The organism is Candidatus Eremiobacteraceae bacterium (assembly GCA_035295225.1).
In the GTDB taxonomy this organism is placed as follows: domain Bacteria; phylum Vulcanimicrobiota; class Vulcanimicrobiia; order Eremiobacterales; family Eremiobacteraceae; genus JABCYQ01.
In genome coordinates this window covers 1-14,081 of sequence record DATGJI010000006.1, presented here as the reverse complement: position 1 = coordinate 14,081, position 14,081 = coordinate 1, and the positions used below count along the sequence as shown (strand labels likewise).

Sequence of the window (14,081 nt, the reverse complement as noted above, 5' to 3'; positions counted from 1 at the left end):
CTCGATAGTCGCTTGAGTATAATGATGAAGGGCATTTCTCGGCCGCGATTACGAGGGAACCTTTTTTTATGCATCGGCACTGTCTGCGCTCGGCGCTGCCGCTTCTGGTCATCATCCTATGTGCGGCGACGGCGGCCCAAGCAGCTGCCGCTCCGGCAGGCGCGCAAGCCCGCGCCATCGGCCGGTTGCGCGCCACGCAAGCAGCTCCGTGGCCGTGGATGCAGGCGGCGCCAAAGCCTCGTTCCGCGCCGGTGCTCTACCCGATAGACGAATCGTCCGACGCGGTGGTAGTGGGAAACACGTTCCCCGGTTCGCGGATCGACATCTACGCCGATGGCAACTGGCTCGCATCCGGCATCGCAAACGGGTATGCGGCACGGATCTTTCTGCCGCGACTGCTCTCACCCGGAGAGCGCGTGGCCGCAACCGAACGCACAGCCGTCGGACCGCTCATCTCGCAAGCCGTTGCGGTCAACATGGACTACACAACGTATCATTTCAACAATTTCAGGACGGGGTGGGATGCGTTCGAAACGACGTTGACGACGGCCAACGTCGCAAGCTCCTCGTTCGGACCGCTCTACACGCTGAACGTGGACGGGGAAGTGCTTGCGCAACCGCTCTACGTGCAGCAAGTCGTGATGCCCGGTATCGGAACGCACGACACCCTTTTCACGGTGACGGAGAACGACACCGCATACGCGTTTGATGCCGAGACCGGCGCGCCGCTCTGGACGACAAGTCTCGCCAACGCTGCCAACGGCGACTCTCCGATGCCGACGCGCAACACCGGCAATTGCTTGAACATCGTTCCGGCCATCGGCGTCACATCCACGCCCGTCATCGACGTCACGACCCGAACCATGTATCTCGTCGCGAAAATCAAGCATCTGCACTTCGGCGTGCCATCGTACTTTCTTATGCTGCACGCGTTGGATATCCGCACCGGGCTCGACAAACCAGGCAGCCCGATAGCGATCACCGCAACGTATCCGGTGAAAGGCGAAGCCCCCTTAGTGTTCGATGCCAAACGCGAGCATCAGCGCCCCGGGCTCCTGCTTTCCCGCGGCGTTCTCTATATCGGGTTCGGCTCGTACTGCGATCTTTTCGGGCCGGATGCGCACGGCTGGCTGATCGCATATTCGGCCGACACGTTGAGTCAACTCGCCGTCTTCAACGGATCGCCGAACAGAACTGAAGGCTTCGCGAGCATTTGGGCCGGGGGATTCGCGCCCGCCGCGGATTTCCAAGGCAACGTTTACGCCGTCACCGGCAACGGCGCTTTCGACGGCACGGCGAATTTTGGCGACAGCGTGCTTCGCCTCGCCGCTAATACGCTTCACGTCCACGATTTCTTCACGCCATACAACCAGGCCGACCTGGATGCGAAGGACTTCGATTTAGGATCGGGCGGCGTCATGGTGATTCCGTCGCAGGCGCAGGGCGATCCGCAATTGCTCGTCACGGCCGGCAAAGGCAAGACGCTCTATCTCATGGACAGCGCCTCAATGGGCGGCTTCACGCCTGGCGGACCGGATAACGTCGTCGAAGCCATTCCGGACGCCGTAGGGCAGAAGCTCGGCGTCGAAGGCGGACCGGCATACTACGTGACGCCGACCGGCACGCCGTACATCTACTATGGCGGCGGCCAAGACTTCCTCAAGGCGTGGGCGCTATCGTACCAGCCGAAGCCTTCGCTCTCGATGATCAGTCAATCGAAGACCACGTTGTCGGGAGAAGGCGGCACGATTCCGGTTGTAAGCTCGAACCTCGAAGTTCCCGGGACCGGTATCGTCTGGGTCGTCGATCGCCCGCAGCAAGGCGGTTCGAACCACAACGTCGGATTGGAAGCGTACGACGCGACCAATCTCAAGAAGAAACTATTTGCCACGGTCGTCGGCGTGTTCGGCAATCCGAAAGGCAATCTCTATTCGGTCCCCACCGTTGTCAACGGTCGGGTGTACGTCTCCGATGGAAACCAGATCGTGGTGTACGGATTGCATTGACCGGGCCGATATACAGAGGTTCGGTTGCGCGGCGATTCTAAGTGACCGAATATGATCGCGGACCGTACCGATGAGTCCAAACTCGCTGCGCTTTTAGCCGGCGAGTCGTTGCACTTCCCGGAGAGCGCTAGCAGAGCCGACCGTCGCGTGCGCGTCGAGTGGATCGTCGAAGCGGTGCGTGTCGGCGTGCCGCTGGACATCGCCGGAGCGATATTCGAAGGGGACCTCGACCTAAGCGGACGCTTCATTCCTGCGCCCGTGTCGTTTGCGGGCTGCTTCTTCGGTGGCCTCGACGTCGCCGACACCAAGTTCGCGAAGGCGGCGCGGTTCAAGGCGTGCGACTTCGCGCGGGGCCTCACGCTCCCGCACACGCGGTTTGAAGACGAAGCCACGTTCAGCGAGAGCGTGGTCCGCGGCGAATTCGTCGTCACCGACGCATTCTTCGGTAGCGCTTGCGCCATGCGCCGGCTCAACTGCCTCGGCGGGTTGCGACTGTCGAGCGTTGCCTTTGGAGCCGATTGCGACTTCAGCGAAACGCACGTCGCTGGCGCGGCTGCGTTCTCATCGGTGACGGTGACCGGAAACGCCAACGCACACGGCATTCGACTCGACGATGCCTTGCGTCTCGACGCGCTTCATGTGAGCGGCTCGCTCCATCTTGGCGAGGCGACGGTCACGCGTCGCGCGACGATCCACGGCAGCGACATCGGCGGTGCTTGCGTCTTCAACGGCGCGACATTCAACGGAGAATTCGCGATCGATGAGTCGCGCTTCGGACCCGTCGCCTGCTCGTCGGCGAAATTCGGTGCACCGGTCACGCTGCGGGATACGCGCGTGAACGGCGATATCACCGCGCTCGAGGCGTCGTTCGGCGCGCGCGTTTCTTTCGACGGCGTCAAGCTTTCCGGATCGGCTGTTTTCGACGGAGCGCAATTCGCCGCCAGCCTCTCGCTCAACGGTCTTGAGTGCGCCGGCGAGCTCTCGTGCGAGTCGGCGGCATTCGCGGGGGCGGCGGACTTCGCGGGCGTTCGCTGCAGCGGCGCTCTTGATTTCACGCAGGCGCGCTTCGAATCGGAATGTTCGTTTGGTAACGCACGCTGCACGTCGTTTGCGGCCGCCGGAGCCACCTTCGCAGGTCCGTTGCGTGCGTTCGGACTTCACGCGTCGTCCTTGACGCTCGCTCGGTCGACCTGCGCCGGTGACCTGGATTTCAGCGGATCGGCGATCGGCGGCAATGTGTCGCTTGACGCGTTGAACGTTTGCGGCGAGGCGAGGTTTTCGCAGTCGGCCATCGGAGGCGGTCTCGAAGCTGCCCAGGCGACGTTCCAGAGCGCGACGTCCTTTGCGCACGTGACGACCGGCGGTGATTGGGGATTCGCGAAGGCGGTCTTTCACGCCGATCTCAACGCGCGGAGCACGGCTGCCGGCGGGAGCATGACGTTCGCCGAGGCCGCGTTTCATCGCGACGCGAACTTCGCGAACGCCCGAGTGACCGGGTCCGCCACGTTCTCCGGAACGACCTTCGCGGGAGTCGGTCAGTTCCACGAATTCTCGTGCACCGGCAATGCGGCATTCGAACGCGCGACATTCGAGGGGCCGGCGATGTTCGGCGGCGCCGACTTTCGAGGTACGCTCTCGCTCGTCGGCGTCACCTTCAAGCAAGCGTTCGAGGCAGACGGTCTTGCGGCTGGCGGGGACGCGTCGTTCGACCGCTGCACGTTTGCCGACGGCGCTCGCATGGCCGGCGTGAGGCTGCGCGGGAGAGCATCGTTCGCGGGCTCGACATTCGGCGGCGCAGCGACGTTCGCGCGCTTGCAAACCTCGCGTCGCTGCACGTTCGACGATGCGGCGTTCACGGGAAAAGCCGATCTCTCGGCCGCGCGAATGTCCGGCGACACCACGTTCCGCCGCTGCCGATTCTTCGCGCCTTTCGACGCAAGCGGTGCCGCCGCGCTGGGGGCACTCTCATTCGGGGGCGCGCGCTTCGACGATGATGCTTGCTTCACGGCGATGCGCACGCTTGGCCCAACCGATTTCGACGGCGCATCGTTCGCCGGTGACGCAGTATTTTCAGGCATCCGGACCGACGCGAGACTTTCGTTCGCTGCCGCATCGTTCGCCGCTGGCGCAGATTTCAACGGCGCATCGCTTGCGCGGGGTGCGGACTTCAGCGCCGCACGATTCGCTCGCCGGCTAGATCTCGAATGGGCGGAATTCCCCTCGGTCGACATCGAGAGCGTGGCCGCACAGGCCGTGCGCGGTACGGCGACGGGTCCGGCCGTGATCGCGCTACGCGGCGCCAAATATTCGATCGTCGCTGGGAAGGGTGCCGATCGCTCGGCTTCGGCACGAGCATATCCTCGAACGGCGCGTGCCGCGCTACATGATCAGGAGATATCGGAGGCACTCTATCGGAGGCGCGAGCGCGAAGGCGACGCAGTGCGACCCGCTCGTCATCCGTTCTTCAGCGCGGCTTTCTTTGCGGAGTTGTGTCGCCTCACCGGCGACAGGGCGCTGCGTTGGCTCACGGGTTACGGCACGCGGCCATGGCGCACGCTTTTTGTGACGCTTGCGGTGCCGTTGTTCGCGGCGGTTCTGCTCCAGGCCGCGCCATCCGGCGCGCCCCAGTGCGCGCGCGCGAGCACACCGGTCCGCTCGATCACCATATCGGTGGCGAGCTTTACGCAAGCGGACCGCTTCTCGCCGTCGCTGCCGCGAGCGGACGACTGCCCGGTCGCGGGCTCGCCCGTCTCCGCGCTTTCGGTCGTCCGCGTCAACCGCGCGGCGGGATTGTTCTTGCTGCCGCTCTTGTTGTTGTCGGTGAGCGGCGTGCTGCGAGCGCTCTTAGGCTGGCGCCGCTAGCGCGGCGGAAGCGATCCCGGGATGCGAAGATCCGGGCGCGTCGAGAAATCAGGTAAGACCGGCGGCGATTTTTTCAGCGCGTCAAGCGCGAGCTCGATCGCTTTTTCGATCTGCGGATCGCGGCCGGCGGCAGCGTCGTTCGGCGAGATGTCCACGTCGAAGTCGGGATCGGTCCCGTAGTTCTCAAGTCCCCAGCCGACATCGTTTGCCCACGTTGAGAACTCCGGTTGCGTGGTGACGGTGCCGTCTACGAGGGGATGCCGCGGCCAGATGCCGATCACGCCGCCCCACGTGCGCTTCCCCACCAGCGGACCGAGCCGATAGGTCTTGAAGAAGTGGCTGAAGATGTCGCCGTCTGAACCCGCGAACTGATTCGTGACTGCCACGATCGGACCGGCGACGGATTCCGGCGGATAGGGAAGCACGTGTCCCCAACGCGAGACGTCGTATCCCACACGTTTGCGCGCGAGTTTCTCTAAGAGCAATGCCGAGACGTGACCGCCGCGATTGTAGCGCGCATCCACGATCAGCGCATCGCGATGTGTCTCGAGCAGATAACCGCGATGGAATTCCGCGTAGCCCCAGGGACCCATGTCGGGGATATGGAGGTAGCCGACGCGCCCATCGGTGGCTGCATGCACGCGCGAGCGCAACGCCGTCACCCACGCGCGATAGCGAACCGGCCGTTCATCGCGCAACGCGCGCACAACGACCCGCCGCGGAACATTCGCGTCGCCGCTGCGCACGGACAGCGCCACGTCACGACCTGCTTCGTTGACAAGCAAGCGACCCGGTGATACATCACGCGCGAGCGCACGCCCGTTGATCGCGAGCAGCACATCACCCTCGCGCAGCGCGCTGCCCGGCTGGGCGAGCGGCGAGTCCGCGTCGCGATCCCATGAATCGCCGCGCAGCACGCGGTCGATCCGCCAGCCGCCCGCGCCCTCCTCGTATTGGAGATCGGCGCCGAGAAATCCGCGCTTGTACTGACGCGGTCGCGGATGGTCGCCGCCGCTTTCATACGCATGTGAAGTGCCAAGCTCGCCTTGCATCTCCCAGAGGAGATCGCTCAGCTCGGCGCGCGTCCGCACCAGCGGAAGGAGGCGCGCGTAGCGGTCGTGGACGAGCTGCCAATCCACGCCGGTCATGCGGTCATCCCAGAAGTGGTCGCGCTGCAGGCGCCACGCCTCACCGTACATCTGCGCCCACTCGTCGCGCGGCTGCAGCTCGAATGATGCGCGCCCGAGATCGAGCCAGCCACTGCGGCGTCCGGGCTCTACGCGGCGCTCGGATCCTTCGAATGACTTGCCGAGACCGTCGATCGCTCGCAACCGATCGCCGCTGCGATAGAAGACGGTGCGATTGTCGGCGGCGACGTGAAACGACGAGACATCGCTGGCGAGCGTGAATGCGCGCTGATCATCGAGATCAAACGCCCACAACGTCCCCCCGCCCGGCTCTTCGGGGCCGGCGCCCGGCGGCGATAGTGGGCTGCGCATGGGAAAGCCCGTGTAGAGCACGCGGCCTTTGACGGCTTCGAGATGCTCGTATCTGCCTTCGTCGACGGGAAAACCGATCACGCGATCCGCGATGCCGTCGAAGTCGATGCCGATATGCGAGGGCGCCGGCGTCGGCGGTTCTTCCGCCTTATCCTCAAGCGCTCGATGCACGACTGGTTTGGCCGCCGGCACGAACGGAGACGGCACGTCGCGGCGCAACGGCAGCGCGAAAGGCCGCACGGCGATGGGAAAGCCGAGATCGAATTGCAGCATGTCGTAGACCGGATTGAAATCACGGGTCGAAAGGAAGTACAAGTATTTTCCATCCGGGTCGAACGACGGGCTGAAATCTTCGCGCAGCGCTGCCGTCACGTCGTGCGTTTCACCATTCTGCGCGTCGGCGATCCGCAAGACAGACATGTCGCCGAACTGCGCCCACGAATATGCGAGCCAGTGACCGTCGGGGGACCAAGCGAGATCCTCGATACGCGCAGCCGGGCTGCGGTCGATGCGTCTGGCGGCTCCGGTCGTCAGGTCGACGAGAATCAATTCGTACCGATGGTTGCCGATAGCCACAACATCGGCTTTCGGTGCGACGCGCATTGCGACCGCGCGACCCAACCCGTTGTCGAGTCCGGTGATCGCGATCGTCGCCGGGGGCGCCAGCTGATCGTGGGAGAAGACGACGATCCGCTCCTCGCCTTCGGCGTCGCTGACGGCCACGATTCGTTTTCCGTCCGGCAGCCACTCCGCAAGCCGATAGCGCACGCGGCTGCCGTCGCCGTGTGTGCTCACAGCATCTTCCCAGTTGGACATCGTGCAGGGCCGTCCGCGCGCGATCAGCGCGACAGCATGACCGTCCGGGTGCGGCGCGAAATGTTCGAGGTCGGTCTTGGCGCTCAAGAATTTGCGGCGCACCTGTGGCGGATTTGAGCGCGCGTCGATCGCCACGCGGACCGACTTGTCCGAGCGCGAGTCGTAGCTGTAGATCTCGGCGCCGGCGCCATAGACGATGCGCGTGCCGTCGGTGGACGGAAACCGGACGTAATATTCGACGTGATCCGTGTGACGCCGGATTTCTTTGCCGTCCGACGTGCACGAATAGAGGTTTCCCACGCCCTCGTGATCCGAGACGAAGAAGATTCTGTCGCCGACCCACATCGGCCAGACCGGATTGCCAGGCACCTTCAACAGCCGCCGGAATTGCGCATCGCCTGCGCGCGAAACCCATATATCGCCGGCGGTGCCGCCGCGGTATCGCTTCCAGCGCGCCGGATCGACGCCGTTGAGCCCGAGAGCCACGGAGCCGTCGGGGGCAAGCGCGATGACCATCGCGTGGCCAACGCCGATCGCGCGCACCATGCCATCCGAAAGTCTGACTGCGTAGACGTGCGTCTCCTTGACGAACGGCGATTGATAGTCAGACGCGAAAAGTATCTCTGCACCATCCGGCGTCCATCCGCTGACGATGCATTGGTCCGCGCCGAGAAAGGTCACGCGACGGGCCTCACCGCCGGCAGCCGGCATGACGAATATTTCGGGATGCCCTTCGTCGCGACCGACGAAAGCGATGGTCTTCGCATCTGGGGAAAGCCGCGGATACGAGGCTTCGCCTTGCTCCCCCGTCAGTCGGCTAGCGTCGCCGCCGGATGCCGGCACGGTCCAGACGCTGTCCTCGCAGACAAACGCGATGAGGTCGTCCGCTATCGAAGGATAGCGGTAATAGCCAAACGATTCTTCCATTAGAAACGTGTTTTCCGCGGAGCCGCCCGTCGCCCTGTTTTCATTTCTGTAGGCATTCGCGACGACTGTGGAAAACGACTAAAGCCTTAAGAATTGGAGGCGAAATGACCCCGCGCCACTCAACCCTCATCGTCTGCGCCGCCGTCGTCTCTGCCGCGCTGGCCCTCACGGCGCCGCGTGCGGCCTTTGCCGCGTCCGATGCGGCGTCACCGTCGCCGACACCCGCAATGGCGTCCGTCGGAACGTCAGCGCCCGACGTGACGGGCGAGTCCACGTTCGCGGGCAAGATCGAACAGTTCGATCTTTCGAAGGCGCGAGCAAGCGGCGCAATCGTTCTGTATTTCTTCCCCAAAGCGTTCACAGCAGGCTGAACTATCGAGGCGAAAGCCTATGCCGCCAGTCTGGCGGACTTTGCAAAGCTCGGCGCGACGGTCGTCGGGATCTCCACCGACCCTGTCGATGTGCTGGCGAAATTTCAGACCGCGACGTCGGCTCCGCAGCGTTTCGTCTCCGATCCGAACGGAGCGGTCGCAAAGGCCTATGGCGTTTCGTTTGCGTACAACGGAGCCGTGCTCGCCGATCGCGTCACGTTCGTCATCGGCAAGGATGGAAAAGTCCTGTTCGCGCTCCGGGAGCCGTCGCCGCTCACAAACGTTCAGACGACGCTGGCGTGGCTGACCAAACACCCGCAGAACTAGCGCCCGCGTCTCGGACGCGAACCGTATCCTGGGGTGATCCGGCGATCGCGCTTCATGCCGCGCCAGGCCGCTCTGGATTGGAACTTCTTCGCGGAATACTCTTCGGTGACATACCGGCGCCGCCGATGGCGGCATTGATCGGTCTCGAACCGGTCTCGGCCGAGTCCGGAAGCGTCGTCTTCGCGCTGACGCCGGGAGAGCATCTCTACAATCCGCTGGGCGTCGTCCATGGCGGCGCGCTTGCGACGCTGCTCGACACTGCGCTCGGCTGCGCGGTGCTTTCAGTTCTCCCGAAAGGGCGAAGCTACACGACCGTCGAGCTGCACATCAACTTCGTCGCTCCCGTCACCCTCTCGACTGGGCGCGTCGTCTGCAACGCGGTCGTGCTGCATGCGGGCGGCCGAATGGCAACGGCCGAGGCAAAACTGCGCGACGTCAACGGGAAGCTCTACGCGCACGCGACCACGACATGCTTCATTCTCGCCGCGGCGGCTTCACCGCCGTAAGGTCACGGCTTCCGCGGAATCTCAAACGTGCCGTCGACGACCTCGACGAAATTGCGTTCTTCGCGCAAAATCAACCGCTTCGATTGAGCCATCTCGAAGTTCGCGCGGCCTTCGGGATCTGACCTCAGCCGGGCGCGATATTGCTCGTACGACGCGAGGCTATCGAAGCCGATCAATCCCCAGCCGACGTCATTCGTGCCTTCGTGCGGGAGAAAGTACCCGATGAGGTGACCGCCGCAGCGCGGGATGATGCGGCCCCAGTTCTCGGCATACGTCTTGAATACGTCGCGTTGGAACGGATCGATTTGGTATCGGATGAAGACTGCGATCATGGCTCGCACCCGGACATGGCAAGTGTAGTTATTTTGGACTAAACGCCTCAACGGTGTCGACAGTGATACGGTTGCTATCTTCTCCGCCCGCGGCGTAGAGCACACCGCTGACGACGCCCGCAGCAAGTTGCGCACGCGCGGTCGGCATCGGAGCCTTTGTCGTCCAGGCGTTCGTCGCTGGATCATAAGCAGCAACGGTGTTAACGATTCCGTTGTTGAGTTTGTAGGTGCCACCGACTTCGTACAAGAGGCCTTGAATCACGCCCGCGGCAAGCGATTCGCGCGGGTTTGGCATCGGTGCTTTTGTCGACCATGAATTCAGCAGCGGATCATAAGCTTCAACAGTGGAAAGAGCACCCGGATTCATGCCACCGACAACATAGAGTATGCCCTTGACAACGCCTGCAGCTGCAACGTCTCTCGCTGTCGGCATCGTCGGGAGCGTGGTCCATGTATCTTTCGATGGATCGTAAGCCTCAACGGTGTTAACCCAACCGTTTTTGGGTGCGCCGTTCCAGCCGCCGATGGCATACAATTTGCCGTTGACAACGCCAGCGCACAGTAAAGAACGAGCGGTTGGCATAGATGCCTTGGTTTTCCAAGTATCCGTCGCCGGATTATAGGCCTCTACCGTGTTCAGTTGGTTAGCAACGGTGTTGCCACCCACCGCATACAGTTCGCCACGGACAACTCCAACGGCGAGCCCATAACGCGGCGTTGGCATCGGCGCTCTTGTCGACCAGGTGTTGCTGGATGGATTGTAGACCTCCAATGTGTTGCAAAGGCCGTCCGTTCCGCAACTCCGAGAATAGCCACCGACTGCATATAGGAGTCCGTTGATAACTCCAATAGCAAGGAAGACGCGCGGCGTCGGCATCGGGGCCTTGGTTGTCCAGTGTCCAAGAGACTGCCGGGCCTCGGAAAACCTGGCCGCGTCCGAGTGCGGCACAACGGACTGGTTAACGGCGCTCGAACATCCGGAAACGAAATAGACAGAAGCAAATGCGATAACTGCTCGAGCCTTGGACAATGTTCGAAACATCACGTGACTCCTAGGCGTCGCCAACGGAGGCTATGCGGAAACTATGCCATCCGTGACGGCGGTCTAGCACCAACCTTTCATGTGACAGGGGGAATCACCCGTCGGTCGATATCCAGCCGAGATCAATATTGGCGGGCGCCTTCGAGAAGCTGATGCGCGAGCTGCGAGAGCGCTGAGCGCCACCGAGACCGAACGGCTATATTCGAAAGGGCCACGTGGTCGGACGTAAGAGGGCTTTCGCATTAGCGAAAGCCCTTTTACGCGGTTGGGCCGCTTGCAGCGCGCTCGGCGCGCAAACTTACGTTTCGGTCCCGGACCGTTGGGGCCGGCGGAAATCAGCTCTACGCTGATTTCCGCCGGCTGCGATTCTCCGCGAACGTGGGCGCTTAGAGTTTGATCTTCACGCCAAGGAACGCGTTGAACGGCGGAGCGTTCGAGACCGGGTTTTGCTGGTACGGGTATTGGACCATCGGTTGGAAGGTCGAACCCGGGTTGTAGAAGTTCGATCCGTACGGCAGCGGCGCGTTGTAACCAGGCAACGTGAAGCTGCATGACTTGTTGTTGTTGAGGCGCGTCCACGGTTCCGATGAACCGCCCGAGCAGCTGCTGACGAGGTTCACGAGGTTCAGCGTCAGCGACACACGCGGGCTCACATCGTAGCCGATCTGCATGTGCACCATGATCTCGTTCGGAGATTTGAATGCGCCGAGATTGTCGAAGTTGCCCGTGAACGGATCGGGTGTCGGGACTTGTCCGGTGCAGGTGAGTGCATCGAACGGAGTTCCCGAGCCGCCGAACTTGTAGCGCGGATCGCCGGCAACCGTTGCGCCGGTGAGCTGCGCGCACGTGGCCGGGTTCACTCCCCAGCCTGTCAGCGGATCTCCGTACGGAACGCCTTCGAAGTATTGGAACTGCGGCGATATGGAGAGTTTGTTGACCTTGTAGTTGAGCACCGCGGTCACGGTCACCGGGGTTTCGTACGAAGCATTCGAGGCTTCGACCGATCCGGGTAGCGTGTTGAACGGCGCGTACGATCCACTCAGATCGAGCAGCGGCCGCACCGGTGCGTTGAAGTACGGGTTGGCCACGCCGTTACCTTCGGTGGCGATGGCGTTGGTGTTGCCGTACACGCCGCAGAGCGCGTTCGGGTTGTTCGACGGCGACGCAGACGCGCACGCGCTCGTGTACGAGTTGTATTGCTGGATGGCGAGGTTCACCGTGCTCAGCACGCTGCCGCCGTTCTGCAGCGCACTGTACTTGATCAAGCTGCGCGTGAACGTCAGCGAGAACAAGCCGGACAACCCGTTGTGGTTGAAGTCGCCCTTCGTCAGTTCAAATTCGACGCCGTCCGATGTCTGATTGCCGGCGTTGAGTCCTGAGACAAAGTTCGTCTTTTGGTTGAGGAAGAAGTTCTGGATCTGGTCCTTCGTCTGGCGCAAGAACGGCGTGACCTTGAAGCTCACATCCCCGCTCTGGTGCTCCCACGAGAGATCGTAGTTGTTCGACGTCGGCGGCCGGATCTGGTGCGTCGTGGTGGTGAAGCCGACCGGCCAGAAGTTCTGAGCGTCGTACGACGCCAGGTCCTGCTGCAGCAAGTTGTATTGCTGGTACGCAGTGTTTGGCGCCTGCGTGTATCTGCCGTAGCTGAAGCGGAGCACGTTGTCATGGTTGACCGTGTACGTGCCGCCGATACGCGGCTGGAACACGTTGTACGTGACCGTGTCGTTCGGCAGGTTCGTGAGATGCACCGGAACCTGGCCCGCCGGGCATGGTTGGTTGACGCCGGTTGCATCGTTCGGGTTGGGTGCCGGCTCGTTACCGGCTCCAGGCAGCACGCACCAACCGCTGTTCAACGCGTTGAACCAGAAGTTGCGTGCGGATCCGCCGGTGTCCGAGAGCTTGTAGCGGAAGCTGTCGAAGCGCACGCCGTAGTTGAACAACAGCTGCGCCGTCGGTTTCCATTGGTCCGTGATCGAGCTTGAGAGGAACGTCGGATCGGCTTGGTTACCGCCGCCGCGACGTCCGTTCTCGGCCACAAACCACTCGCACGATCCCGTGCCGCAGCTCGCGGGCAGAGTGAGCGCCGCGGGGGTGATGTTGCCCATCGTCACCTTGCCTGCGTATGCGCTGTAGCAGTTGACCGCGGTGCCGACCGCGGGCCCGCCCGCGACCTGATTCGTCACGTAGCAGGTGCCCGACGTCGGAGCGCTCGAGTTGACGGCCCACAGGAACGGCCGATTGCCGCCGTTGACCATGGTGGTGTCGTTCGCCCGATAGTCGTGCGCGTAGCTGTCGCTGACTTCCACGTTGATCAGGTTCTTGTCGTTGATCTGGCTCGCGTACGACGCGCTGACGCCGTTGGTGGTCGTCTGCACGTAGTAGTTCAACGGGAAGTAGCCGACGAAATTGGTCCACGCCGTATTCGGCGCGGTCTGCGGCCACGTTGAATAGTTCGTGAAGCCGTAGATGCGGAAATACGACGAGGTGCCGATGTTCTTCTGGTATTGTAGTTTGATGATCGAGTTCGGGTTGGCCGAACCGTCGCGTTGATTCTGTGGAATGGCTGCGAGCGCGCCGCCGAAATACGGCGACGGTTTCGTGCTGTCCGGATTATATGGGAAATAGTAGGGGTTGACCATCGCAGACAGCTGAGCGGCGGTGACGCCCGCGCCGAGCGCGACGCCGACCTTACCGAGGTATTGAGCACCAACACCGGGTCCGCTCAAGTAGCCGAACGACGGGCCGCCGTTGAGGGTCTGCAGCGGGCCAGGCGTCGTGACGCCCCAATCGGAGGCGGAACTGTAGTCTAGGTTGTGCAGGTATGAGTTGTCGTACAGCAGCTGGATGTCGTCCTTGCCGGCGTCGTTGCGGTGCGGCAGGCCGAAATGCAGGTTGACGACGTTTTCGTAGTCCCACACGTCCGACGCATTACCGAAGAGATCCGGCGATGCGAGCGCGTAGCCGCCGGGTCCGATCTGAGTGGCGTAACATGACGCGTAGTTCTTGGCATCGGGCGTGGAGACTCCGCCGGATGTACAGCCGTCGGGCGGCGCCGTCCGAGCCATCGGCGTACCCCACAGCTGCGTGATGCCCGCGCCGTTGCTCTGATCGTACCAGCGGAACTGCTGGTGATATCCGCCGATGCCGACGAAGTAGGTGAAGTTGCGATCCGGCGTGGCGCCGCCGACTTGGATGTTGGCCTTGTTGTAGAGCGTGGGCGCGCCAACGCCGAAGTTCATCTCGCCGAAGCCTGGATACGTGCCATTGCGGATGACCTGGTTGATGTAGCCGGCCAAGCCTTGCGACTCGGAGCTCGCCGGAGCGGCGCCGGTGTAGACTTGCAGCTCTTGCTGTCCGAGAGCTGATGCCGTTGAGGTCGGGTAGTTGTCGTAC

Annotated in this window: 9 protein-coding genes; 5 read left to right on the top strand and 4 right to left on the bottom strand. The window is 62.8% G+C overall.

Annotated features, from left to right (window positions below; all coding sequences use genetic code 11):
- The first annotated feature begins 68 nt into the window (after window positions 1-68).
- Entirely contained in the window at window positions 69-2,006 is a 1,938-nt protein-coding gene (locus VKT51_01095) for a PQQ-binding-like beta-propeller repeat protein (GenBank protein ID HLJ82754.1), read from the top strand.
- 51 nt (window positions 2,007-2,057) lie between these two features.
- Window positions 2,058-4,868 carry a hypothetical protein gene (locus VKT51_01090; protein HLJ82753.1) on the top strand — a complete coding sequence of 937 codons (2,811 nt, stop codon included), beginning with the start codon at window positions 2,058-2,060 and terminating at the stop codon, window positions 4,866-4,868.
- Here the strand turns inward: VKT51_01090 and VKT51_01085 are convergent.
- Window positions 4,865-8,110 (bottom strand): PDZ domain-containing protein, encoded by a 3,246-nt coding sequence (locus VKT51_01085; protein HLJ82752.1) that lies wholly within the window; start codon window positions 8,108-8,110, stop codon window positions 4,865-4,867. The two genes, VKT51_01090 and VKT51_01085, sit on opposite strands and share 4 nt — an antisense overlap.
- A gap of 104 nt (window positions 8,111-8,214) precedes the next feature.
- Here VKT51_01085 and VKT51_01080 point away from each other — a divergent pair, with 104 nt between their 5' ends.
- Genes VKT51_01080 through VKT51_01070 form a run of 3 tightly spaced genes read left to right on the top strand, consistent with a single transcriptional unit; the run spans window position 8,215 to window position 9,314 of the window.
- Complete coding sequence (locus tag VKT51_01080) at window positions 8,215-8,481, top strand: hypothetical protein (GenBank protein ID HLJ82751.1); 267 nt, start codon at window positions 8,215-8,217, stop codon at window positions 8,479-8,481.
- A 3-nt stretch (window positions 8,482-8,484) separates the two neighbouring features.
- Window positions 8,485-8,808, top strand: a complete 324-nt coding sequence (locus tag VKT51_01075) for a redoxin domain-containing protein (GenBank protein HLJ82750.1) — start codon at window positions 8,485-8,487, stop codon at window positions 8,806-8,808.
- On the top strand, window positions 8,781-9,314 hold the full coding sequence (locus tag VKT51_01070) for a PaaI family thioesterase (protein ID HLJ82749.1): 534 nt from the start codon (window positions 8,781-8,783) through the stop codon (window positions 9,312-9,314). The genes VKT51_01075 and VKT51_01070 overlap by 28 nt, the downstream gene beginning before the upstream one ends.
- Before the next feature lie 2 nt (window positions 9,315-9,316).
- On the opposite strand, the gene VKT51_01065 is transcribed toward VKT51_01070, so the two are convergent.
- The 3 genes from VKT51_01065 to VKT51_01055 all read right to left on the bottom strand — a co-directional run.
- Window positions 9,317-9,646 carry an NIPSNAP family protein gene (locus VKT51_01065; GenBank protein ID HLJ82748.1) on the bottom strand — a complete coding sequence of 110 codons (330 nt, stop codon included), beginning with the start codon at window positions 9,644-9,646 and terminating at the stop codon, window positions 9,317-9,319.
- A gap of 28 nt (window positions 9,647-9,674) precedes the next feature.
- Window positions 9,675-10,523: a kelch repeat-containing protein gene (locus VKT51_01060; protein HLJ82747.1), complete on the bottom strand. Its 849-nt coding sequence runs from the start codon at window positions 10,521-10,523 to the stop codon at window positions 9,675-9,677.
- A gap of 551 nt (window positions 10,524-11,074) precedes the next feature.
- Window positions 11,075-14,081: TonB-dependent receptor (locus VKT51_01055; GenBank protein ID HLJ82746.1), on the bottom strand; the 3,007-nt coding region annotated here is incomplete at its 5' end.

Excerpts from the sequence above, each read along its gene's own strand:
- VKT51_01095 (HLJ82754.1), top strand. The coding sequence starts at position 69 with ATGCATCGGCACTGTCTGCGCTCGGCGCTGCCGCTTCTGGTCATCATC.
- VKT51_01090 (HLJ82753.1), top strand. The coding sequence starts at position 2,058 with ATGATCGCGGACCGTACCGATGAGTCCAAACTCGCTGCGCTTTTAGCC.
- VKT51_01085 (HLJ82752.1), bottom strand. The coding sequence starts at position 8,110 with ATGGAAGAATCGTTTGGCTATTACCGCTATCCTTCGATAGCGGACGAC.
- VKT51_01080 (HLJ82751.1), top strand. The coding sequence starts at position 8,215 with ATGACCCCGCGCCACTCAACCCTCATCGTCTGCGCCGCCGTCGTCTCT.
- VKT51_01065 (HLJ82748.1), bottom strand. The coding sequence starts at position 9,646 with ATGATCGCAGTCTTCATCCGATACCAAATCGATCCGTTCCAACGCGAC.
- VKT51_01060 (HLJ82747.1), bottom strand. The coding sequence starts at position 10,523 with ATGCCGACGCCGCGCGTCTTCCTTGCTATTGGAGTTATCAACGGACTC.